The sequence below is a fragment of the uncultured Methanobrevibacter sp. genome (assembly GCF_900314615.1).
Taxonomy (GTDB): domain Archaea; phylum Methanobacteriota; class Methanobacteria; order Methanobacteriales; family Methanobacteriaceae; genus Methanocatella.
The window spans coordinates 55,664-81,373 of the sequence record NZ_OMWA01000003.1; the positions used below are offsets into that span (position 1 = coordinate 55,664).

The following is a 25,710-nucleotide window of genomic DNA, read 5'->3' on the forward strand; positions in this document are numbered from 1 at the left end:
ATTTCCCATTATTTTTATTTTTTAGAATGAAAGACATGAATTTTAGACATATAATAGAAACTCTTTTATAAAATCTTTTTCTTAAATAAAAATGTATAAAAATTATAGGTAAAGTTCATCAGCAATTAAGTAAATCTTAACAGTTTAGATTTATATCTGAATTATAAAACATGTTAAAACTTTAGAAACTTTATTTTTAATTTTTTTAACCAATATATAAAGTGAGAATATATGGGTAGTAAAGATATAGGCAATATTATCGAGATAATGAAAAATGATTTCAAATCAGTATTTTCAAACCCTATTGTAACCCTTGTTTTAATTGGAATAATTATTCTCCCATCCCTTTATGCTCTTTTAAACATACAGGCATGTTGGGACCCTTATGGAAATACGGGAAACGTGGAATTTGCAATTGCCAATTTGGACAATGGTTCATCTTTTGAGGGTGCGAACATAAATGTTGGAAATGAACTTGTTAAAGATTTGAAGAAGAATGACAAATTCAAATGGACATTTGTCACAGAAGACGAACTGCGAGATGGAGTGCATAGCGGGCGGTATTATGCAGGCATAGTAATACCCAAAAATTTGACGGAAAACGTTGTTTCGATTGCAGGAGATGACCCGAAACAGGCAGAATTGGAATATGTCGTAAATGTTAAATCCAACCCTGTAGCTACCAAATTGACAGATACCGGTGCAAATACTGTTTATACAACACTTAACGCAAAAATTATCCAAATTATTAACCTTGCAGCATATGGAAAACTTGGAGAATTACAGGAAGGTCTTGCAGCGGGTGCAGGCCAATTGGCCAGTGGTGGAGGCCAACTTCAAGCTGGTGCTGCGCAGGTTTCATCAGGTGCAAGTCAGGTTTCATCAGGAGTTAGCCAGGTTCAGGATGGAGCCAGTCAAGTTAAAGACGGTGCAAGCCAAGTACAACAGGGAAAAAGTGCAGTTCAGCAAGGTGCAAGCCAAGTAAAACAAGGTTCCAGTGCAGTTCAGCAAGGTGCAAGCCAAGTTCAAAAAGGTTCTGAAGAATTAGACTCAGCGGTAGATCCATCATTAATTCCAGACGGACCTGTAAAAGAATATATTGACAGCAGTTCTGAACTTGCAAAGGGAAGCGGTAAAGTAGCTGATGGGTCAAGTCAAGTTGCACAAGGTGCCAGTGATGTAGCAGACGGTTCATCACAATTAGCTGATGGGTCAAGCAAAGTTGCTGGAGGAGCCAGTGCTCTGGCAGACGGTTCAGTGCAATTAGCTGAAGGTTCATTAAGTCTTGCAGCAGGTGCGGAATTACTTGGAAACTCAGCTGCACAAGCATTATTTACCGCTGCAGGTTCACTTGGAGCAACTGCAAACCAGCTTTCTGCAATTACAGGTATCAACGAAACACTTCTTGGAGATTACTTCTTCTCACCAGTTAAACTAGACAGAAATGAAGTATTTTCAGTACCTGACTACGGATCCAATGTAGCACCATTTTATATTGTATTATCCATGTGGGTCGGTGCTTTAATTACATGTGTGATGATGGAACCTAAATCAAGCATAGGAACCAAATATTCCCCATTTGAAATGTATTCAGGTAAACTGTTAATTTATATAGTTATGAGCATTTTGCAGGCTTGTGTGACAATTATTGGAGCACATCTGCTAGGAGTTTATATAGACAATTATCCATTGTTTATATTTTCATCAATACTAGTATCGGCAGTGTTCATGATTCTGATATATTCGGTGATTTCGGCTATTGGAACTGTTGGAAAAGGTGCTATAGTAGTTCTTTTAGTTCTTCAAATTTCTGCAACAGGAGGAATATATCCAATAGAGATCATGCATAAATTTTTCCAAACATTATACCCATATATGCCAATGACTTATGCAATTAAACTGATACGGGAAGCACAGTTAGGTGTTGTCTGGTCAAATTACTGGCCGGCATTAGCTATTCTTTTAGCTATCGGAATACTGACAGTTATTGTTGCAATTGCAATTAAGGAAAAAGCGGATAAAAACTCCAAATACTTTGAGGAAAAATTGGAGGAAAGCGGATTATTTTAGAAGTTATCTATTAACTTCTAATTATTTTTTAAAGAAAACACAGAGTTGAATAAAATGAAAAAAAAGTTATTGTTTATTTTATTAGTTACCTGCATATTATTTAGTGTTTCAGGCGTTTTTGCTAGTGACATTAATGAAACTGCAATAGCTAATGATGAAAGTGACATGAACAATTTAGAAGCAATCAGTAACGATGAAAATCAACTTTTAGGAGATACCAAAGATTTAGCAGCCGATGCAGATAACGGAACATTCACTGCACTGCAATTGAAAATCAATGCTGCTAAAGAAGGAAGTGAAATAAATTTAACAAGAGATTACAAATATAACGATGATTTTAAACTTACTACTGGAGTTTTCATCAATAAAGACATAACAATCAACGGTAATGGCCATGTCATTGACGCAATGGGCAAATCAAGAATTTTTACTATCAACTATGGAAGCGGATTATCATTTTACAAAGTTACATTGAAAAATATCACATTTAAAAACGGTAACGCCAAAATTTATGGTGGTGCAATATTAAACTTTGCAGATTTAACAATAGATAACTGTTATTTCACAAACAATAATGCAGGTACCGCCGGAGGAGCTGTAAATTCCTTAGGAGCATTAACTTTAAAAAATTCAAAATTCAATAAGAATTCTGCGGGAGGAGATGCTGGAGCGGTTTTCTCACTAACCCTTAAAAAAGGCCCACAGTTCTATGCAAATTATTTTGCAGGTAAAAATGCAACTGAAGATGTTAACCTTCTTTTAAGTATTGCATTGCAAGCAGCTCTTGAACATGGAAAAGATACCATAACCAACTGTGTATTTACCAACAATATAGCTAACGGCCGTGGTGGAGGAGCAGTTTATGCATTCTCCCATATAGACATCAGTTCATCTACATTCAATTCAAATAAGGCCGGCGAAAAAGGTGGAGCAGTGTTTGGATGTAAAGATCTCTTTATTAAAAATTCAAAATTTAATAAAAATCAGGTCACAATGTATGGCGGAGCAGTCTATTTCAAATGCCATGAGCAATCAGGACATTATGAAAACGGAACCTGGGTTTCCAGCATTAAATATTACACAAATTCAATTGAAGGTTCCACTTTTGCAAACAATGTTGCAGGTGAAAGAGGAGGAGCAATCTACGGATTCAGAACTTCCGATTCAGATAAAGTTCATTGCGCTAAAGCTGTGAAATGTACTTTTAGCGACAATAAAGCACCTAAAGGTAAAGATATCTATGGTGGAACAGTTAAAAATTGTGTTTATAAAAATACAAAAATCACCTTAAAAACAGCGACAGTTAAAAAATCAGCTAAAAAACTAACCTTACAGGCAACACTCAAAAAAGGTTCATCACCACTTAAAGGCAAACAGGTTACTTTCAAATTTAATGGAAAAACCTATAAAGCAAAAACCAACTCCAAAGGTATTGCAAAAGTTACCATTAAACAAAGCATCCTGAAAAAGCTTAAAGTAGGAAAAACCATCAAATATCAAGCAAAATATAGTAGTTTTATTGCTAAAAAAACTGCAAAAGTTAAAAAGTAGATGCGAAAGCATTTACTATTCCTATTTTTTTAACAAACATTCTATTTTTAATCAATTACCAAATTTTAAAAAAAGATAATATTAATTAAATCTAAAAAGAAAAATAATATTATATCAATACTAAATATACATTTTTTAGAGAGTCTGGTGATTAACTATGGATAAGGAAACCAAACAACGTTTGGGTGAAATTAGAGCAGCCCTCAAAAAATATGGCTTCGACAAAATTTTAGGTCAAACAGCAAAAAATAAAATTCGTCCAAAAGATGATGATGAAGCAGATAACCTTTTATTAAATGATGAAACTCCAGTTAAACTAAGACTGATGCTTCAGGAATTAGGAACCACATTCATTAAATTAGGCCAACTGTTAAGTACAAGACCTGATGTTGTCGGTGAAAGAATAGCAAATGAATTAACCAACTTACAGGATGACAATCCTGCAATAACATACGAACAAGTCAAAGAAATTGTTGAAAGAGAACTTAACGGCAATATTGATGAACTGTTCGAGGACTTTTCTCATGAACACCTGGCAACTGCATCAATCGGCCAGGTCCATGAAGCCAAATTGATAACAGGTGAGCGAGTTGCAGTTAAAATCCAAAAAGAGGGAATTACAGATAAGATTGATCTTGACTTAAAGATATTGAAATTTATTGCCAAACGTGCAGACAGATTGAATGAAAATATTAGAAAAATAAACTTACCAGGAATAATGGATGAGTTTGACCGTTCCATTCACAAAGAAATTGATTACAATAATGAATTCATGAATATGCAACGCATTGAAATGAATTTTATTGACGACCCTAATGTACATATTCCTGCTACATATGACAAGTACTGCTCCTCAAAAGTTTTAACAATGGAGTTTATTGATGGTACAAAGTTGAATGATGTCTATGAAAGTACCAGTGATGAATTTGACAAGAAACTTTTAGCAAAAACTGTCCTTGATTCATATCTCCAGCAACTGTTCATTGACGGATTTTTCCATGGAGACCCTCATCCGGGCAACATCATGATTTTAGAAGATAATGTATTGTGTTATCTTGATTTGGGCATGATGGGATTCTTTGATGAAAAATTCAAACGTGACCTTTCCGAATTAATGCTTCTGTTTGTTGACCAGGACGTGGACGGACTTATAAATCAACTGATGTACATGGACATCCTTGATTATGACATTGATACAGCTACTTTAAGAAGAGATTTGAATGACCTGTTTGGAAGATACTTCGGCGTACAGTTAAATCGTTTCGATGGAGTCTTAGAAGCACTGCTTAACCTTATGCAAGAGTATGGAGTTATTCTCCCGAATGAAGTTGTTACAATGGCAAGAGGCCTGTCAATGATTGAAGCGACTGCAAACAACCTTGACCCTGAAATTGATGTATTTGCATCACTGAAACCTGTTGCAACCCAAATTGCAAAACAGAGACTCAGTCCAAAAAGATATATAAAAAACAAAAAAAGCAGTGCAATCCTTTATGGACACATGATTCAGGCATTGCCAAAGCTTCTTACAAAAACAATCCACAAGATTGAAAATGAAGAGCTGCAATTCCGATTTGAAGTAGACATTACCGACAAGGTTTCATTAATTGCATTAATCTCAGCACTTATAATCAGTTCTTCAGTTGTTTCTTTCGGACCAAGAGTATTTGATATGCCTGTAATCTCATTAATCGGCTATATAATGACATTAATACTAAGTATTATATACATTAGAAAATTTGTTTTGAAATAGATTTAAACCTGTGAGGAATTATAATTTCCTTAAAATTTATTTTTTTATTAATTTTGCACTTTTTTATTAAAATTTTTGAAAAATAGTATTTTTTTAAACATAATAGTAAGTATAATATATTTGTTAAGATACAAATATTATATTATAATGTTTTATAAGCTTTTGATATTTTTTGGAGGGAAATGATGATTAATGTATATGTTTCAAGATTTAACCCTGAAACTGATATGGAACCACATATGGAGTGTTATGAAATAGAACAAACCCCTCATATGAAAGTTCTTGACGCATTGCAGGCTATAAACGACAAGTATGATGCAGACATCAGTTTTAGAAGCTCTTGTAGAGCAGGCCAATGCGGGTCTTGTGGAATTTTATTTAAAGGAAATGGAGCTCTAGCCTGTCAGAAAGAAATAAAGGACGGGGCAATTATCGAACCGCTTAGATTCCCGGTCATTAAAGACCTGATTGTTGACAAATCAAGTATTGAGGCCAAAGTCAAAGATTTGGAATTATCCCTTCAATGTGACCATAAATGTGATGAACTTGATACAAGCATCACAAAGGCAGATTCTCAAGAAACCAAAAAGGTCAGAAGCTGTATTGAATGTTACTCATGTTATTCAACATGCCCTGTTGTAAATATCGCAACAGAAGAATTTGGCGGACCATACCTGATGAGATATGTTCGTAAATTTGAAAGTGACCCTAGAGATAACTTTGATAGACTTAAAGAAGCATTGGATGAAGGTTTATATAAATGTACCAGCTGCGGAAAATGTCTTTCAGTATGTCCTAAAAACATCAACACCTTTGGAGATGCAATAGAAAAAATGAGAGCTATTGCTGTTGCCAACGGTTCAGGACCTCTGCCTGAACATGTTGCATTTAAGGAAAACATCTTAAAAACCGGAAGGTCTATAAAAACCAATGAAACTCCATTTATTGAAGAAGCTGAAAACTATACCGGTTCAAAAGTGGCTTTCTTTACAGGTTGTATGGTAGACCACAAGTTTCCTGAAACCGGCCATAAGTTAGTAAAAATATTAAAAGAGAATGGAATTGACATTGATGTTCCTGAAGGTCAGGTGTGCTGCGGTTCACCGCTTTTAAGAACTGGCCAAACTGATATTGTTCAAGACCTTGTTGATAAAAATAAAGAGGTCTTTAAAGATTATGATACTGTAATTACCATATGTTCCGGCTGTGGAGCAACATTGAAGAATAATCATCCTCAGTTCGGTTCAAAATTAAATGTAATGGACATCAGCGAATTTTTAGTTGACAAACTGGACGAATCCAAACTAAAAGAAGTTAATATGACCGTTACATACCATGATCCTTGTCATCTGGGAAGAGGTCAGGGAATTAAAGATGAACCTCGTGATATTATTGAAAAAATTCCGGGTGTTGAATTTAAAGAAATGAAATATCCGTGCCAATGCTGCGGTGCAGGGGGAGGAATTAAATCCGGAAAACCTGACATTGCACTTGATTTATCAAAATCCAAAGCAGAAATGATTAAAGAAACCGGCGCTGATGCCGTTGTTACAATCTGCCCGTTCTGTGAATTGAATCTACAGGATGGTTTGAATGCAATTGGAGAAGAGGATATAAAAGCTATGCATCTTCTTGAATTATTAAATAAAGCTTACGATGAATGAATTTATATTAGGAGTTGATTAAAATAGGAGATACCGCTGTCAGTGAAGAAAAAGTAGTTGAAACAGCTGCAATGAATTCACCTGAAGAAAAATCCAAAGAAAAAAGTGAAAAAAAATCAACTTCCACAAAAAAAGCAAAATCAAAAACTCAGTCCAGAGGAACTGGTAGAGTCAAACTTGTACGTGAAAAAGAAGACGAGGAAATAAGTCTTTTTAAAGAAAATATATACATTGTTTTTGTTGAGTGTGAAACCCCCGGAAACATTGGTTTTCTTGCAAGAACCATGGCAAACTTCGGATTGAAAAATTTAGTCCTGATTAACCCGCCAACATTAACAAATGAAGCATTCTATCAGGCTACACATGGGAAATACATTGTAGAAAATGCAAAAATCTATAAATCACTTGATGAATTTTATCAGTCACAAAGAATTGATTTTAAAGTGGGATCAACAGGAATGGCCGGAGGAAGTTATAACCTTTCAAGAATCCCCTTAAGGCCAGAACAGCTTGGAAAATCATTGAATGTATCAAATAAGATAGCAATATTATTTGGAAGAGAAGGTGACGGACTTACAAATAAGGAAATCGAAGACTGCGATATTTGCGTGTCCATACCAACAGACCCTACATATCCTATCATGAACATTTCACATGCCGCTGCAATAATATTTTATGAACTGTTTAAAAACAGACATGATTTCGGAGTGGTAGACCTTACTGAAAGCAATGAAATGGAAAAAGATTATCTTCTAAAAGATATGAATTCACTGATCGATACATTGGACATTCCTGAGCATAAGAAAAGAAACGGTAAAAAAACCTTTAGAAATATTATTTCAAGAGCATTTATTACCGGCAGAGAAGCCCATACATTAAAAGGAATTTTAAGAAGATTGAATAATAAAATTGGTGAACAATGAGGCGACCTAGATTTGCAGACATAAGTATATTTACCCTAAAATATATCTTCAATTGGAGATTTTGGATAGCGGAAATAACTAAAAAATCAAAAATATATAGAAAAGTAATTGATAAAATGCTTTTCGAAGAGGATGAAATCGTTATTGTGCCAAATACGATTAATATTAATAAAAAGATAGAATCAGAAGGCTCAGAGTTCTTGCCTACTCAGATTATCAAAGAAGTCATCAAAAGATGTGACGATATTGTTATTATGAACAGCTGTCTTTGCAGATCATCAAACAACTGTCAGGATTACCCTCATGACATCGGATGCATTTTCCTCGGCCCTACAACCAGAAAAATTCCAGAACACATCGGTAAAAAAGCAACTGTTGAAGAAGCACTTGCCCATGTTGACCTTGCCGATGCAGCAGGCCTAAGCCATATTATAGGAAGAAATAAAATAGATTCAGTCTGGATGAATATAAGGCCTAGAAAAGGACTTCTAACAATTTGCCACTGCTGTCCGTGCTGCTGTCTTTGGAAAGTTTATCCAAACCTTGATGACTCAATCAGCGACAAACTGGAAAAACTGGACGGTGTTACAGTCAAGCTTCATGAGGACAAGTGTAAAATGTGTAAGAAATGTCTTGATGAAGTCTGCATGTTTAAGGCAATCAGTTTAAAAGACAATAAGATATCTATTGATTTTGACAATTGCAAAGGTTGCGGATTATGCGTAAATACATGTAAATTCAATGCAATTACAATTGATTACACTGACAAGACTATTGATAATGTTGTCAACAGAATTGACACTCTTTTAGAGATAAGAGATTTTTAATTTTATAAACTTACTTGTGTGAAAAAATGGCGATTTTAAGCGATAAAGATATAAAGAAATATTTAGAAGAAGGTAAACTTGAAATTGAACCTATTCTAGATGAAAAACAAATACAGCCATCTTCAGTCGATATGAGATTAGGAGATGAATTTAAAGTATTTAAAGTTATAAGAAAACCTTATATTGATCCTAAAGATGAAGAAGACATTTCATCTTATATGGAATCAACAACCGTTGATAAAGGTGAAGCTTTTATAATTCACCCTAATGAATTCGCCCTGGCAACTACATTGGAATACGTTAAAATTCCTGATGACCTGGTTGCAAGAGTTGAAGGCCGTTCAAGTATGGGGAGATTAGGAGTAACAATGCACGTTACTGCAGGATTTATCGACCCTGGTTTTGAAGGCAGAATAACATTAGAAATATCCAACATCGGCGCAATGCCTGTAGCACTCTATCCCGGCCAGAGAGTCTGTCAGATTGTTTTTGAAACAATGACATCCCCATCCGAAATACCATATGGACACCCGGATAGAAAAAGTAAGTATATGGGTCAAACTCGCCCTGAAAGCAGTAGAGTTAAATTAGATTACGAATTAGAAAAATAACTGGAGATAATATTTATGAATCATGATAAAATGTCAAATATTAGTGCGAAAAGAGGATTTTTATGGCCATCATTTGAGATTTACTCAGGAGTATCAGGTTTTACAGATTACGGACCTCTCGGAGCAAGCCTGAAAAACAACATTATGCAAAAATGGAGAAAACAATACGTTTCAGGTGAAGGATTTTATGAAATAGAAGGCCCTACAGTAATGCCAAAAGAAGTTTTAAAAGCATCAGGACACGTTGATAACTTTACTGACCCAATGTGTAAATGTGAAGAGTGTGGAGAAGTTTTCAGAGCAGACCACATTATTGAAGAAGTCATCGGAGAAGATGTGGAAAGCCTTGAAAATGAAGAGCTTGACCAGATTGTCATTGACAACAATATCGTTTGTCCTGAGTGCGGAGGAAAGTTATCCAATATCTGGAATTACAACCTTATGTTTAAAACCGAAATCGGTGCAAAAGGGGATAAAGTAGGTTACATGAGACCTGAAACCGCACAGGGAATATTCATTTTATTCAAAAGATTGGAAAGATTTTTCAGAGGCAAATTGCCATTTGGTGCAGTTCAGCTCGGAAAAGCATACAGAAATGAAATTTCACCTAGACAGGGAGTTATAAGACTTAGAGAATTCACCCAAGCAGAAGCAGAAATCTTTTTAAATCCTAAAGACAAAACTCATCCAAAATTCTCACAGATTGAAAATGTAGTATTGCGCTTAAATTCACAGGAAGTTCAGGAAAATAATCTTGAACCTCTGGAAATCACAGCACGTGAAGCACTTGATAAAGGCATTGTAGCTAATGAAATGTTGATTTACCAGTTATATTTAGCCCGTAAATTCCTAACTGAAATTGGAATTCCTGAAGATGTTTTAAGATTCAGACAGCATTTGGCAGGAGAAATGGCTCACTATGCTCTTGACTGCTGGGACGTGGAAGTTAAAACCGACAAATACGGATGGGTTGAAATCATCGGAATAGCTGACAGAGGAGATTACGATTTATCATCACACTCCAAATTCAGTAACGATGAATTAAATGTATTCGTGGAATATGATGAACCTAAAAAAGTCCAAAAAACAATTGTAAAACCTAACTTATCCAAATTCGGACCTATATTTAAAGGAGATTCTCCAAAAGTCAAACAGGCTATTGAAGAAGCTGATGTTAATGAAGTAAAAGAAGCTATTGAAAAAGATGGTAAATTTACAGTTAATTTAGATAAAGAATATGAAGTAACAGAAGATCTGCTTATCTTTGAAGATGTCGAAGAGGAAATAACCGGTGAAAAAATCACTCCTCATGTTATTGAACCTTCATTCGGTATCGACCGTATTACCTATTCTGTTTTGCTCCATTCATTTACAGAAACTGAAGGCAAAGACTACTTCAAATTCAACAAATCCGTAGCTCCGGTTCAAGTTGGAATTTTCCCTCTTGTCAACAAGGAAGGACCTCGTGAAATTGCTCAGGAATTAACTGAAAACTTAAGAATGGCAGGATTTACTGTCGAATACGATGCAAGCGGAACTATAGGTAAAAGATATGCAAGAGCTGATGAAATTGGTATTCCTCTTGCAGTAACCGTTGATTTTGACTCTCTTGAAGATAATCATGTAACTGTCAGAGACAGAGACAGTGAAGCTCAGGAAAGAATAGCAATCAGCGAATTACAAGATTACCTTGAAAAATATTATAAATGAGTTTAAAACTCATTTATTTTTAAATTTTTATAAAGATTCTTAGCCCATATTAAAGAATCCTCATTTTTTGATGTTAAAATCCTTGTCTGGTCAAAATAACCATTGTCCATGAAAAATCCCAGAACCATCTCTTTATCAGTGATAATCAATAAAAAAGAATCAAGTTCATCAAATGGATTCAGACATTCGATACCGGATTTAATCTCAAAACTGTTTAGAAGGTTTTCAGGAACATATATCTCAACATCTTTTTCATCAGATATCAGTTCACTGAGCACTTCAAAATACGGTTCATAGAAAATTGGCATTACACATCTCACGCATTCAGCACCTTCCAGACAATTCTGGATATACTGATATGTCCTATATGCATCAACACCACTGGACTCCATCATATCAGCAGTCTGAAGCATCTTAAAGTCCAATATTGAATCGACAGGAATCATATCAACAATATGTCCGTGTAAAATGTTAAAGAACTCATCTATCAATGAGAACATGTTATCCAATTCTAGAATGTTTCCAATGCGTATTTTTGTTGAATTGGTTAGGAAATATTTGTTGTGGTCTCTGTAAACCCAATTTTTATTTTCCAGATCATGGATTGTGCTTGAAACTGCACTGTAGCTGAACTGTGTTGCATCAGTCATTTCTTTCATGTTTCTTGGCTTTTCAAAAAGAACTGCCAGTACTTTTAATCTCACAAACGAGTTTGTTGTGAATTTTACGTCTTCAAATATTGTATCAAAATTTTTTATACATTCACTAGTATCTACCATGTAATCACCTAAGTAGTATTACTTAATTACTAATTTTTATTACTATACAATATAAAATAATGCCAAGTGAAGAAAATCACAGAACTGCACTTGCAAAACACTTATAAATAAAGAAGTTTTGGGATATTTTTTTAAAGAAAAAGTGACAAAAATGTGATTAGATAAATTTTACTGGGGAAAAACAATGATTGACACTCACATGCATGCGGATTCAAGAAGTAGCGAAGACTTTGAAATGATGTATCTTGCAGGAATCGATACTGCAATAACCTGCAGCTATTATCCATATAAAATAGATAACGAAACAATACTTCTGAATCATCTAAACAGGATTCTGGAATACGATACAAAAAGGGCAAAGGAATATGGACTTGATTTAAAAGTAGCATTGGGAATACATCCGACAAACTCAATTGAAAATCCTGAAATAATCTATGAAAACTTATACAAATGGATTGAAAACAGCCAGATTGTAGCAATCGGTGAAATAGGTCTTGAAGATTTAACAGAATGTGAAATTGATACATTCAAAAAACAGCTGGACATTGCAAATGATACAGACTCCAAAGTGATTATCCATACCCCTAGAAAAAACAAAAGAGAAGTTTTACATAAGATTTTAGAAATTTTACCACAACATCTTGATGAAAAAAATGCAGTAATAGACCATATAAATCCAGATGTTGTTGGTGATGCAATAAATACAGATTGCATGCTGGGTTTGACCGTGCAGCCTCAAAAAATGGATAAAAATGAAGCAATATCTATTTTAGATGAGTACGGATTTGATAAATTTCTCTTAAACAGTGATATCAGCAATAAGCCTTCAGATCCCCTGTCAGTTCCAAAAACAGTAAGGGAACTGAATAGACTGAATTATCCTCAAAAGGAAATTGAAAAGGCATCTCACAAAAACGCTCAAAGATTTTTCAATATCTAAAATTTAAAAAGGTGTAAATTATGAATAACAATCACATAATTATTATTTTACTGATTATAATAATTGTAATCCTTGCAGCATGCCTAGGTTTATTATTTTCCCAAAATTTTGGCAAAGAAGACTGTAAGATTAACATTAAATGCAACGAATCATTATCCAACGGAGACAAAATCAATATCCGACTGGTTGATTTCAATAAAACTCAAATAGCCAACAAAAAAATTAGTGTAAAACTAAAAAGCGACAATACAACCAAAGATTATAATTTAACCACCAATGAAAATGGATTATGTGTATTGACTGTAACTGATCTTGAAGATGGAAATTACGTAGTTAACGTTACATTCGATGGAGACAATCATTACAAAGCTGCAAATTCACACAAAAAGTTCACATACTCAGATGAAGTTAGTACATCAAGCATCAGCGAATCCAGCGGAGAATCAAGTAGTTCAACAAATCCAATCGATGCCAATCGCCCAACAAATAATGCGAATTACAAAGGCTACAATCCCTATCATGAAAGTGAAGTAACCAGTGACGGATGGAATCCGAGTGAACATGAAGTTTCCAGGAAAACACTATCTGACGGCAATCAGGAAATAAGATACGACGACGGATATTACCGTCTCGTCGATGAAAACGGATATGTAATCACATACGGATACAGATACTAATTTAAACTGCCAAATAGTATAACATGAGTCTTATAAAAAATATTCCAATATCAGTTTGCGGACTGATTCTTGCATTATTATCCTTAGGTAATCTCAGCCAGGACATCCATCCATATCTCAGATACCTATTTGGAAGTATTGGAATAATTTTTTTAATTTTAATGGTTCTGAAAATCATATTTTATCCGAATTCCATTAAAGAGGACTTTAAAAATCCTGTAATTGTAAGCAGTTCCGGGACTTTTTCAATGAGTTTGATGATTCTATCTACATACATCATACAATTTAGTCCAAGTATTGCATATGCCATATGGATAATTGGAATAGTCTTGCATATTCTGCTAATGATCTACTTTACCTATCATTTTATTATCCGTAATTTCAATATTTCGAATGTCTATCCCAGCTACTGGATAGTGTTTGTGGGAATAACCATGGGGGCAATAACATCAAACGTACACGGCATGAATGAAATAGGATTCATATTTTTCATCATAGGATTTATTTCAATGCTGATTACATTGCCGCTGGTAATTTACAGATATTTAAAACATCCCAATGTCCCTGACGCAAATAAACCATTAATCTGTATCTTTACAGCAGTTTTAAGCATTCTGATTGTAGGATACATCAACTCATCTCAAACCATGATTAATGAATTCCTGCTGGCATTATATCTGATTGCATGCGTATTTTACATATTTGCACTTTCAAAATTCATCGAGTACAGAAATTTAGAGTTTTATCCGAGTTTTGCAGCATTTACATTTCCATTTGTAATAAGTGCCCTTGCTACAAAAGGAGTAATGTCAAAATTAGGATTTAATGTTATTCTGGACAGTATATTAAAAATAGAAATAGCTATAGCTACTGTTATTGTATTATATATCTTAATAAGATATGTTAAATTCTTAAAAATAGTGAAAAGTAGAGATTAATCTACTTATCCTTTATTGATAACTTTAACTTTTTTAGGAGATACAATGAGCAAGTCCTTATCTTCAGTTCTTGCAAGCAGTAACGCTTGAACACCGTATCTTTCTCTCATTTGTTTAATTTTATCTCCAGCCAATTTAAAATTAGCTGCACTTTCTTTTTCTAAAAATGACAAATCCAAAATAACAGGATTATTCTCTTCAATTACCTGATCTACAACATAATTGATATCATCTATGGTTTTTGGCCTGATTAAAACAATTTCATAAAAAGAATGTTCAGGAATTATCACATAATCATCATCATAATCATCATAAACGGGAGTAGGAGCTGGACGAGGATTTGGAGTTGGTGTGCGCCTTGGTTCAGACCTATATTGTTGATATGTATTTTGCTGTTGTTGATGATTAGGGCCATCTTTAGGTTTTACAAGATTGTTGAACATGTCGGATAAATTTGAAAGAGCATCACTATTATTATTACCGTTATTCAGTTCTTCCTCTTCATAACCTAAACTTCTTTTTAAATTATCCATGAAACCCATATTTATTACTCCTCTAAATATTCTATAATAGCATCTAATAATTTTGAAGCACCATTATTGTAAACATCTTCAGCAGGTAAACCAAATTGAGATTCAAATGACTCAATATCAGATTCAGAGTTTTTAAAGTTAATTGACAGTCCAACAACTTTTGTAGGTTCAACAGCTTCAATAGCTTTAATTTCCTCTGCAATACCGCGAGGTTCCCTGTAAGGATGATTTGGCCTGTGTCCAACAATAACCGCATCAGGTGCTGCGCCAATCAATATCGCAGCAGACAAACCTCTTGGATGAGGGTTTCCGTCTTCAGTTAAACTGGACTGACCTTCAATAAAAATAATATCAGGATGTTTAGTTTCTTCAACATATTTAATTGCAGATAACACTGCTGCAGGAACATCCATTGCAGATAAGCTTCCTGCTCTAAAGTTAAAATCAGTTGGTTCTTCCAATCCCATTTCATCAGTAGAGATGATTGCCGGGGTTAATCCTCTCTCAGCACTTGCAATACCTAGTTTTTTAGTTGTGGTTCTTTTTCCACATTCCTGAGAGGTTCCTCCAACAAATATTACCGGAGCTTTAGGAGTATAGGATATTTTTGGTAAAACTTCACATGATTTTTCAGGGGCTACTCCAGCGATTTTCTCGACTACATCTAATCTAGGACCAATTTCTTTTATTACTACATTTTTTGAATCAGCAAACTTCTTTAAAGACAGGTTTTCTTCAATAGATAAAGATCTAAATGAAGTGATAACATTCAAACCGGCATCAATTGCCTGAACAGCATATTTCAATGCAGCACCTTCAGCACCAATAGGTAACATTATAACAAGAGATTTTGCATCAGGAGATTCTTTTAAACAATTTTCAAGACTATTACAAACAATATGGCCGCAGAACTCCTTACCCTGTTTTCTTTCATCATCATCAATGAAACCTACTGCTTCAACACCTTCAAGATTGGAGAATTTTTCACCTCCTCCACCACATCCAACGACAATGAATGGATTTAAATCTTGAATTTCTTTAACTGAATTTATTGAATACAAAAACTTCACCCCTCTCCTATAATTTATAACTTATAACTAATCATGTAAATTTATAATATTAATTTTTCAAAAAAATTTCAAAAAATGATATTATAATTATTTATAAATTTTCACATTAATAAAGTATAATGTTTTATGGTATAATTTCCATAATATTATATAAATAAAAAAAATAATTGGGGAGATAATATGAGAAAACCCTATGTCATACTAATTGGAAGTGCATCTGGAATTGGAAAGTCAACAATTGCTGCAGAATTGGCTAAAACATTAAATATAAAACACTTAATTGAAAGTGACTTTATAAGAGCTGTTGTTAGAGGAATTATCGGGAAGGAATATGCCCCTGCACTTCACAGCTCATCATACGATGCATACAAACACTTGAGAAATAAGAATCGTTTTGAAAGCTATGAAGAACTGATTTCAGCAGGATTTGATGAACACGCTTCATATGTAATTCCGGCATTAGAAAAAATCATACAAAGAGCTATCACTGACTATGACGACATTATAATTGAAGGAGTTCATCTGGTTCCTGGGCTAATTAATATTGACCAATTTAAAGAATTTGCAAACATCTACTTTTTCGTTTTGAGTTCTGATGAAGAGGCACATAAGGAAAGATTTGTCAAAAGGGCTGTTCAAATTCACAGAGGTGGAAAACAACTTGATTTCTTTAGAGAAAATAGAATCATCCATGACCACCTGTTAAAGCAAGCGGAAAGTCATGATGCATCAGTAATTAAAGCAGAAGAAATTCCAAAAACATTAGATAAAATTTTATCAATTATTAACAAATCCTGCACAACTATCAACCTGATAAACACTGTTGATGAGTTGGAGGACGTTATCGACATCATAATCAACAAAAACAATGGAAGCCTCCAGAATGTCACATACAATATCAAAGGATTTAAGGAGCCATTGATTAGAAATATAAATGTTTCTGATTTAGAATCCTCTAATAAATTTATTGAAAAACTTAAAGAGGATAAAACTAAAAAAGATGACCTGGAAGGACTTTACAAATTATCAGAATATAGGAAAACTACAATCTGTGCTCCTAATGAAGAAAAATTAGAAAACATTATTAAAGAATTGAAAGAAAAAGGATATGTTTTAAATGAATGAAGAAGAATTAACTGAAATGATTATCAAATGTCCGGCATGCGGTGTCGAAGGAAAAGCCAAATCAATTATGAAAGAACTTGAAATTCCCCATTTCGGACAAGTTTTGGAAACCAGCATTCAATGCCCTGAATGCGGCTTCAAACACAGTGACATTATTGCCCTGGAACAGAATGAACCTGCAAAATACGTTCTGGAAATCAATAAAAATACATTAACTGTTAGAGTTGTCAGATCACAGTCCGCTACAGTCTCAATTCCTGAAGTAGGTATTAAAGTAGAGCCAGGACCAAAATCTGAAGGATACGTTACCAATGTTGAAGGAATGCTGAACCGTTTTGAAGATGCAGTCAAAAAAGCATTGATGCTGTTTGATGATGATGAATCTCAAAAGAATGGTAAAAATGCATTAAGACAAATCGAAGAACTAAAAGAAGGTAATCGTACAGCAACATTAATCATTCTAGATCCTTTCGGACAAAGTAAAATAGTTAGTGATAAAGCTGAGATTTTAGAAATTCCTGAAGAGGAATTAAAAGATTTAAAAACAGGTTTTAGTCATATTGAAGATAATTAAGAAAGAAGATTATTCTTCTTCCTCTTCTTCATCCAGATTTGCTGAAAAACTGAAAGTGTCTTCTTCAACAACATCTTTTAATTTTAATGTTTTTTGTACATCCATAGCTAATGCATTACAGTCTGCTTTAATAGCTTCTAAATGTAATAAAATTCTTTCTTTTTCTTGGTTAATTCTTTCAATATTAGTATATGGATAAGTAGATTCTTTAAGCATTTCATACTCAATTGTGGTGTATGGGTACTCATTTAATTGTTTACAAACATTTTTTAAGACTTCTCCTAAAAATTTGTTCATTTCCACTTTTACCCTTTCCCTAATCATTTTGTCATCATCAAGATTTTCTTTCATTAAACGTACAACTTCCGCTTTAGCGAAAGGTAATTTTTCTTCTTCATCGACAAATTCTTCAGAAGTTTCTTCAATCATTTCTTCTTCAGCCATAATTACACCTCGTTTAATTGATTAAAAATATTGAATCATTAGATAAAATTTATAAAAAATTGTTATTTCATCAATATCTACTTATAACTTTATCTTAACTTTTATTTAAAGGTTTTGTTTAAATTAAAGAAATGAAGTATTATTCGACCGTTTTAATATATAACTATTAAAATTATTAGTCGTGAAATTAAGAATTTTGATACTTATGAAATTTCGAAAAATCGTTTTAAAAAAATTAAAAAATGTAGCCCGAAGGCTACTTTAATTTATCTTTTCTTCAATATATTCTTACCATAAACTGCACCCATTGTAAACACAAATAACAATACAAGAACCATGAAAGGATTACCAGCCACATGTTTTTGAAGAATTGATTCAGAATATCCTCTTAAATCATCATTTGAATATTTATTATGTTTTTTATAAACATTTTTATCAGGTTTATCCTTTTTGTGTATATTTACAGTTACTGTATCATTATTATTGTTCAAATCAGGATCATAATTGTCACTTTCCGCAACAACAATATTTTTTGCAGTTCCGGCTTTTTGCGCTAATGCACTGATTTTCAAAATTGCTTCTTTTCCAACACCCAACTCATCTAAAGACCAAATATCATTCACTTTATCAAAATCACCTGCACTGGCACGGAATGATTTTAAAAGTAAATTATCATCCATGATTTCACGGACTTTAATGTTTTCAGCATTATCAGGTCCATTATTGGTTACTTTGATTGAATATTTAACCAAATCACCTACTGAATATTTGTATTTTGAAACAGTTTTGGTAATTGATATATCACTGGCAGGAGGAACATCAATATAATTTTCATCTTCATTATTTTCCAAATCAGGATCATCCTGGTCCGCCCAAATTACAGCGGCATTAGTAACTTCACCGGTAGTGAGAACTTTACAGATTATATCTAACTGTTTATATTCACCATCCACCAAATCACCGACATACCATAATGAATCCTCATATTCCCCGTCGCCAATTACATCAACTATTTTCAATCCTTTTGGAATGACATCACTGACTGTGACTCCGGTTGCATCGTTCGGACCGTAATTTGTAACAATCAATGTCCATTTAACGAGATTCAGATAATTAGGATTAGTATCATTTACCAATTTAATTACAGCCAAATCTGCAATCGGATTTACTGAAATTTTTTCACTGTCATTGTTGTTTGATTCATTCCAGTCATATTCTGAAGGAACAACATTAGCAAAGTTTTCAACTTCATCCAATGTTTTTACAAGGCAGCGAAGTATTAAAGTTTCACTTTCACCGTTTGCCAGATTGTTGATAATCCATGTTCCGTCATGATAATTTCCGACTGATGCAGTGTATTCAAGCAGTTCAAGACCTTCAGGCATCAAATCAAATACAAAAACATCATATGCATCATCAGGACCATTATTGTAAACAGTAATGTTCCAGTTAACAATATCACCATAGTTCGGATTGGATTCATCAACTGTTTTAACTATAGCCAAATCTGAAGATATTGGAACCAAAATGGATTCATTATCCTTGTTATTGGATTTATCCGGATCATATTCATTTGCATTGATTGTGACAATGTTTGTCAATGTTCCTGTTTTTGTAACCTGACACAGCAGTTCCAAGGTTTGACTTTCACCATTTTCAAGACAGCAAAATGCCCACATATTGTTGTCATAGAATCCTTTTGTTGCTGTATAGTTTATTAATTTTAAACCTTCAGGAAGGATTTCTTCAATATAAATACCATTTGCTTTATCAGGACCGTTGTTTTTTGCAATAACAGTCCATTTTATAAACTGAAGATAATTCGCATAGGATGAATTAGCAAATTTGATTACTTCAACATCAGCTGCTTTTGAAACATTTATAGTTTCATTATCTTTATTGTTGGACCTGTTGTAGTCAAATTCGTTTCCAGTAACAGTTACATTGTTTGTAACTTCACCTGTTGCATTTACCAAGGTAGTTATGATTAATGATTTTGTTTCACCGATGCTCATGCTTCCGATATTCCAGACGCCAGTATTTTTATTGTATTTTCCAAGACCGGAATCATTTATCCAGATTAAAGATTTAGGAAGCATTTCTCTAACAACAACTCCGCTGGCAGAATCCGGACCGACATTTGTAACAGTTATTGTCCAGGTTACAAGATTATTGTAGTTTGGTTTTGTGTTGTTGACTTTTTTACCAACAATCAAATCACTTGCAGGTTTAACCAATATTGAAACGTTTGCTTTGTTGTTTGAAGGATTGTGGTCATATTCATTACCTTTAACGCTAGCAACATTGACAAAAGTACCTGTGACATTCACTTTAGTATAAATATCAACACTAACGCTTGCACCTTTAGCTAAACTTCCAATTTCAATCATGCCGTTGGAATACTTTTTAGTGGAATTTATATAAATAAAACCTTTTGGCAAGGTATCATATATTTTAACGCCGCTAGCAGCATCAGGACCATAATTGGTAACAATCAAAGTCCACCTGACAACATCAGTATAATTAACAGCACTATTGCTAACCAGCTTAACAATACCCAAATCCGCAGCAGGATTAACATAAACACTTCTTGAAGCATTATTATTGGACATGTCAAAGTCAAACTCATTACCACTGACAGAAACATGATTTACAATATTACCAGTCTTATTGACTCTTGTAACTATTTTTAAAGAAGCACTAGCTCCCTTATTTAAAGTCCCAACAGTCCAGACACCGGAATTATGATTATAATTGCCGGAATCCCTTACCCAAATCAAAGATTCAGGAAGCACATCACGAACAACAACACCAGTAGCAACATCAGGACCATTATTTCTAACAGTTAAAGTCCACTCAACCACATCCAACAAATCAGGTGAAGAATTATTAACCAACTTAACCACAGACAAATCAGCTGCAGGTTTAACAAAGACTGAAACATTATCTTTGTTATTGTTTAAATTATGGTCAAATTCATTTCCTTTAACGCTAGCAACATTGACAAAAGTACCAGTAACATTCACTTTAGTATCAATATCAACACTAACGCTTGCACCTTTAGCCAAATTTCCAATGTTAATTTTACCGTTGGAGTATGGCCTAGTTGAATTTATATAAACAAAACCTTTCGGAAGCACATCACTGATAACAACACCAGTTGCAGCATCCGGACCGTAATTGGTAACAATCAAAGTCCATCTGACAACATCAGTATAATTAACAGCAATATCACTAACCTTTTTAACAATACCCAAATCAGCAGCAGGATTAACATCAACTATTGCGCTGTCATAATTATTGGACTCATCATAGTCCTTTTGATTGCCTGAAACTGATGCACCATTTTCAATAGCACCGGTCTTATTGACTTTTGTAATTATTTTCAAAATAGCACTAGTTCCTTTATTTAAAGTTCCGATTGTCCATTCACCAGAATTATGGTCGTAGTTTCCGGAATCACTTACCCAAATCAAGGATTCAGGAAGCACATCACGAACAACAACGCCAGTTGCAACATCCGGACCATTATTTGTTACTTTAATAGTCCATTGCACTAATGAAGTCAGATTTACAGATGATACATTGCAGGTCTTTTCAACAGCCAAATCACATGCAGGATTTACTTTGACTGTGGAGTTATCATGATTGTTTGTTAAGTTATAGTCGTATTCTTTTGCAGTGACATTTGCATTGTTTGTAATTTCACCAGTTTTGTTCACCCTAGTTTTAATGTTGATTGTGTAAACTTCCCCAACTTCCAAAAAGTCTATTGTCAGAGTACCTGTAGCGTGATTATAAGCTCCATTGGTATCGTCTTCAATGTAAATTAATCCTTCAGGAAGGACATCCCTTATGACTAATTTTGTAGCATTTGAAGGACCGTTATTTGCAATATTTAAAGTCCAAACAACAATGTCCCTATAATCAATGACATTTGAACTTACTGATTTTCTGATTTTGCCGTCTGCCTGTGCTGTGACTTTAAAGGTTGTTGTGTTGGTTATTCCTTTATAGTATGTATCTTCATAGTGTTTTGCACTTACATAGTATTTTCCTACTTTTAAATTTTTCAATGAATCCTTTACTTCACCAAAACAGTCTGAATTTAATGTTTTGTTATATACAACACTGCCGTCTTCATGAACAACAGTCAATAAGATGTTCATATTATATTCACGGTCATCCTGATATAGATGCCCGTTAGTTGTAGCGCCTAAAACAGGGTTTTCACCATCAACGACAATATTTGCATGATTTGCCCCATTGTATATTGCATTTGATACACTTAAATTGTTGTATTTTCCAATATTGTTTCCCCCATGAATTATAGATCCTATATTTTCCACTTCACCATAATAGATATCATGAGCATATATCGGAAGGGCATAAACCCATGCCTGATTTTCAAACAATATATTATTGGTTAAATTCAGATTAAGACCGTATTTATCATAATAAATAGCACTACCATTTCTAGCAGTGTTATAATAAAATTTATTGTTTTTTATGCTAGCATAAGAACTGTTAATGTAAATTGCTCCACCTAAACCGTCATCGAGTTTGTCCAAATCCGGAATTGCATCATTAGATATGAATGATGAACCTGCAATTTGAGTATTTTCACCGGTGACAAAGATTGCTCCACCATCAACATATGCAATATTATTGTTGAATGTGGAATCAGCGACATTTACAGTTTTTGCCATGATATTTACTGCACCACCAGTCTGTGAAGCATTGTTGTTGTCAAATTTACTGTTGATAATTTCAATGTTAGTTCCTTTTAACTGTACCGCACCACCTTTTGGAGCAGCATTTCCTTCAAATATGCAGTTTTGAATTTTTAAATTCATATCCATGTCAGAAAAACCTGTTGAAACAGCACCACCATAGTAGAGGGCAGAATTATTTATGAAAGTACAGTTTTTTATCAGCCCTGAAGCATGCATTGTTAAAGCACCACCCTGTGAAGCAGAGTTGTTAATGAAAATACAATTTCTGTATTCTACACCGTCACGAACACAGCCCGCACCACCATGGGATGCTTCTACTGTTGGTTTTACCCAATTATTCTTAAATACACAGTCATAAACATATCCTCTAGAACGGAATTTATCCATTCCTATTTGAATAGCTCCACCTACAGCTGACCTAACACCTGTAGGATCATATGCATTATTTGAATCAAATGTACAGTTATATATTCTTGAATTATCAGCCATTGCAACTATTGCTCCAGCATGAGTAACTGCATGATTTTTAATAAACTTACAATTTTCAACCAGCAGATTTCTTGCAGTATAATTGTCATTTGGCGTACAGATTGCAGAACCATGATGCCCATCATTGTTTTTGAATTCACAACCTGTTATTTTCACATCATGAGTTTTAACATAAATTCCTGCAGCCGTACTTGAACGGTACCCATTAATAATTTTCAAGTTTTTTAAAGTTGTTTTGGCAGCACCTTCATCTACAATAAAAATATGTGTTAAACCTCTCCCGTCAAGCGTAGCAGATGAATCTGACATGATAGTCAGTCTCTTGTCTATAATTATCGGATCAAATTCCTTTTCAGCCTTAAATGTTCCACCCAATTTTATTACATAATCTTTTTTTGCACTATTTATCGCATCCCTAATATCTGAAAACTTACCTCCTTTCAAAAGAGAAATTTCATTATTTGGATCAACACCAAATGTTTGTTGTTCATTCAAATTCGTATTTAATATATTTTCTTGAGAATTTCCAAGTTTATCTTCAATGTTTAATTCATTTTCAATTCCAGTAGCGTTCTGATTTAAATCAGAAGCACAGACATCATCCATACATACACCAACAAAAGTGAACATGAGGACAATGACTGTTATTGAAATTAGAAAATGCTTGCTAATAGCTATTTTAGAATTTTTTAACATACAATCACCTTTTTCGAGGACGATTAGAAACCATTAATTAGAAAAAACTATTAAATAGCAATTAAACTTTTTATTTTAGTGTGAATTTATGAAATATTAATTTACAAATACCAAATTTAAAAATAAAAGATAATTTTATAGTATAACTGTCATCAGCCACCTAACACAAAATATTTTAAACAAATATTTTGACAAAAATTATGCAGTTATTTTAATTTAATACACCCGATTAAATTTTTACAAAACTCTATTAAATTGAACTTAAAATAAAAGATAATCATTTTAAATCCTCAAAATAGATATTAAACGATTTTATATTTAAATTTATTGTTTTAAATGATTTTTAAATGTTAAAATGAGAAAATATAACCATTCAATTGAAATATTACAAATTGATATCAATAAAATATTTTAGTAATAAAAATAATAATTATATATTAATAAAAGTAAGGTAAAAGAGACATGAAAAAACAAATTGCAATACTAATATTAGCATTATTAATTATTGCGCCCATGGTTCAAGGAGTAACTGCATCAAAAACCGTTTTTATAACTGCAGACAATATTGTAGACCATGACACAGACATTGATATGCTAAACTCTATCAAGAAGTACATAGAAGAAATTAGCGGAGGAGAACTTCAGGTAATTGTCGACAATCAGGCCCCATCACCCGGCGAAGGATACCGGGCAATACAGGTAACAAGTGATGTATCCATATGTCTGGCGGCCTGTGATGCCGGAAACTATATGCAATTAGCTACATCAACTAAGGATTCCCCTAAACAGATTATTTTAGTAAATACAGGAGATTATGACTTAGACAATCATAGTAATTATCTCAGAAGAGCATGGGATGACAATTATTCCAATGAAACATTCATGGGAATGCGTGATCCAGGAACATTCCTTAAAAATGACGGAATTTACTATATCCAGCCATTAAAACAATTCCCAGACAATGGAAGAAACGGTTACATTGACAGATTTGACGAGAAGATGAACGAACAGATTGCTAAAGAAGTTGTCGATATTGTAAATGCGCACGGAAATGATACAAAAGTATACAGTGATAATTTAATTGTAACAAACAAAATATCCCCAAGTGCAATGGCTAATTCCAGTAAAGCATTATTAAGCAGCAATGATACTGAAATGAACGGAACTTATGGAAACTACACTGCAGCACAGCTGCTTTACCAGACAAGCTCATATCTGAATGGAAACGGATTGGATATTCCGAAAGCAATTGACGGTCCTGAAAACCCATTAGGAATCTCATTTTTAGTAAAAGACACTTACTCAATTTATGATTATATGAATATGGCAGGAATTGTAAGAAATTATATGGATGAAAACGGCAGAGCTCCAGATTCAATTGAATATAATGGAGCGCACATCAGTTACTATGATTTATTATATAACTTTGCTAAAATAACTCAAAACCATACTGATGCAAAACATATGGGCTTTAATCAGGAATATCATTTCGATAAAGTTAATGACTCCATATTATTAAAAGCATTCCCATTCGTAGCAATATTGTTCGTATTATTCATTGCATACACATTATATAAGAGAATTCGAAGATTTTAATAAC

The 25,710-nt window shown here is 33.6% G+C and carries 19 protein-coding genes; 14 read left to right on the top strand and 5 right to left on the bottom strand.

Features of this window, described 5'->3' with window-relative positions:
* Positions 1 to 231 precede the first annotated feature (231 nt).
* The 8 genes from QZN33_RS01440 to glyS all read left to right on the top strand — a co-directional run bounded on the left by QZN33_RS01440 (position 232) and on the right by glyS (position 11,109).
* Positions 232 to 2,070: a YhgE/Pip domain-containing protein gene (locus tag QZN33_RS01440; protein WP_296788816.1), complete on the top strand. Its 1,839-nt coding sequence runs from the start codon at positions 232 to 234 to the stop codon at positions 2,068 to 2,070.
* Between the two features lie 54 nt (positions 2,071 to 2,124).
* Positions 2,125 to 3,621: a pectate lyase-like adhesive domain-containing protein gene (locus tag QZN33_RS01445; RefSeq protein WP_296788818.1), complete on the top strand. Its 1,497-nt coding sequence runs from the start codon at positions 2,125 to 2,127 to the stop codon at positions 3,619 to 3,621.
* Between the two features lie 157 nt (positions 3,622 to 3,778).
* Positions 3,779 to 5,374 (top strand): AarF/ABC1/UbiB kinase family protein, encoded by a 1,596-nt coding sequence (locus tag QZN33_RS01450; protein WP_296788819.1) that lies wholly within the window; start codon positions 3,779 to 3,781, stop codon positions 5,372 to 5,374.
* A gap of 185 nt (positions 5,375 to 5,559) precedes the next feature.
* A complete protein-coding gene (gene tfrB / locus QZN33_RS01455; protein WP_296788821.1) occupies positions 5,560 to 7,038 on the top strand; it encodes a fumarate reductase (CoM/CoB) subunit TfrB in 1,479 nt (492 codons plus the stop codon).
* Between the two features lie 14 nt (positions 7,039 to 7,052).
* Complete coding sequence (locus tag QZN33_RS01460) at positions 7,053 to 7,961, top strand: TrmJ/YjtD family RNA methyltransferase (protein ID WP_296788824.1); 909 nt, start codon at positions 7,053 to 7,055, stop codon at positions 7,959 to 7,961.
* Positions 7,958 to 8,788 (top strand): 4Fe-4S binding protein, encoded by an 831-nt coding sequence (locus QZN33_RS01465; protein WP_296788825.1) that lies wholly within the window; start codon positions 7,958 to 7,960, stop codon positions 8,786 to 8,788. The genes QZN33_RS01460 and QZN33_RS01465 overlap by 4 nt, the downstream gene beginning before the upstream one ends.
* Positions 8,789 to 8,814: 26 nt before the next feature.
* Entirely contained in the window at positions 8,815 to 9,399 is a 585-nt protein-coding gene (dcd, locus tag QZN33_RS01470) for a dCTP deaminase (RefSeq protein ID WP_296788826.1), read from the top strand.
* A gap of 15 nt (positions 9,400 to 9,414) precedes the next feature.
* Positions 9,415 to 11,109, top strand: a complete 1,695-nt coding sequence (gene glyS / locus QZN33_RS01475) for a glycine--tRNA ligase (protein WP_296788827.1) — start codon at positions 9,415 to 9,417, stop codon at positions 11,107 to 11,109.
* Positions 11,110 to 11,111: 2 nt separating this feature from the next.
* Here glyS and QZN33_RS01480 read toward each other — a convergent pair whose 3' ends face one another.
* Positions 11,112 to 11,888 carry a winged helix-turn-helix domain-containing protein gene (locus QZN33_RS01480; protein WP_296788828.1) on the bottom strand — a complete coding sequence of 259 codons (777 nt, stop codon included), beginning with the start codon at positions 11,886 to 11,888 and terminating at the stop codon, positions 11,112 to 11,114.
* Positions 11,889 to 12,072: 184 nt separating this feature from the next.
* On the opposite strand from QZN33_RS01480, the gene QZN33_RS01485 reads away from it, so the two are divergent.
* The 3 genes from QZN33_RS01485 to QZN33_RS01495 are packed head-to-tail and all read left to right on the top strand — an operon-like array spanning position 12,073 to position 14,443.
* Complete coding sequence (locus QZN33_RS01485; protein ID WP_296788829.1) at positions 12,073 to 12,828, top strand: TatD family hydrolase; 756 nt, start codon at positions 12,073 to 12,075, stop codon at positions 12,826 to 12,828.
* 20 nt (positions 12,829 to 12,848) lie between these two features.
* Complete coding sequence (locus tag QZN33_RS01490) at positions 12,849 to 13,505, top strand: Ig-like domain-containing protein (protein WP_296788830.1); 657 nt, start codon at positions 12,849 to 12,851, stop codon at positions 13,503 to 13,505.
* Between the two features lie 23 nt (positions 13,506 to 13,528).
* Complete coding sequence (locus QZN33_RS01495; RefSeq protein WP_296788831.1) at positions 13,529 to 14,443, top strand: TDT family transporter; 915 nt, start codon at positions 13,529 to 13,531, stop codon at positions 14,441 to 14,443.
* Positions 14,444 to 14,448: 5 nt separating this feature from the next.
* Here the strand turns inward: QZN33_RS01495 and QZN33_RS01500 are convergent, their stop codons facing one another.
* On the bottom strand, positions 14,449 to 14,985 hold the full coding sequence (locus QZN33_RS01500) for a cell division protein SepF (protein WP_296788832.1): 537 nt from the start codon (positions 14,983 to 14,985) through the stop codon (positions 14,449 to 14,451).
* A 5-nt stretch (positions 14,986 to 14,990) separates the two neighbouring features.
* On the bottom strand, positions 14,991 to 16,037 hold the full coding sequence (locus QZN33_RS01505) for a DUF1611 domain-containing protein (protein WP_296788833.1): 1,047 nt from the start codon (positions 16,035 to 16,037) through the stop codon (positions 14,991 to 14,993).
* A gap of 189 nt (positions 16,038 to 16,226) precedes the next feature.
* Here QZN33_RS01505 and QZN33_RS01510 point away from each other — a divergent pair, with 189 nt between their 5' ends.
* Complete coding sequence (locus QZN33_RS01510; protein WP_296788834.1) at positions 16,227 to 17,171, top strand: 3H domain-containing protein; 945 nt, start codon at positions 16,227 to 16,229, stop codon at positions 17,169 to 17,171.
* Positions 17,164 to 17,745, top strand: a complete 582-nt coding sequence (locus QZN33_RS01515; protein WP_296788835.1) for a ZPR1 zinc finger domain-containing protein — start codon at positions 17,164 to 17,166, stop codon at positions 17,743 to 17,745. The genes QZN33_RS01510 and QZN33_RS01515 overlap by 8 nt, the downstream gene beginning before the upstream one ends.
* A gap of 9 nt (positions 17,746 to 17,754) precedes the next feature.
* Here the strand turns inward: QZN33_RS01515 and QZN33_RS01520 are convergent, their stop codons facing one another.
* Together QZN33_RS01520 and QZN33_RS01525 are read right to left on the bottom strand one after the other, a co-directional pair.
* The gene (locus tag QZN33_RS01520) at positions 17,755 to 18,189 is read right to left on the bottom strand and encodes a hypothetical protein (protein WP_296788836.1); all 435 of its coding nucleotides are present in this window, start codon (positions 18,187 to 18,189) and stop codon (positions 17,755 to 17,757) included.
* A 266-nt stretch (positions 18,190 to 18,455) separates the two neighbouring features.
* On the bottom strand, positions 18,456 to 24,110 hold the full coding sequence (locus QZN33_RS01525; RefSeq protein WP_296788838.1) for a hypothetical protein: 5,655 nt from the start codon (positions 24,108 to 24,110) through the stop codon (positions 18,456 to 18,458).
* A gap of 462 nt (positions 24,111 to 24,572) precedes the next feature.
* On the opposite strand from QZN33_RS01525, the gene QZN33_RS01530 reads away from it, so the two are divergent.
* Positions 24,573 to 25,706, top strand: a complete 1,134-nt coding sequence (locus QZN33_RS01530) for an adhesin (protein ID WP_296788840.1) — start codon at positions 24,573 to 24,575, stop codon at positions 25,704 to 25,706.
* Positions 25,707 to 25,710 lie beyond the last annotated feature (4 nt).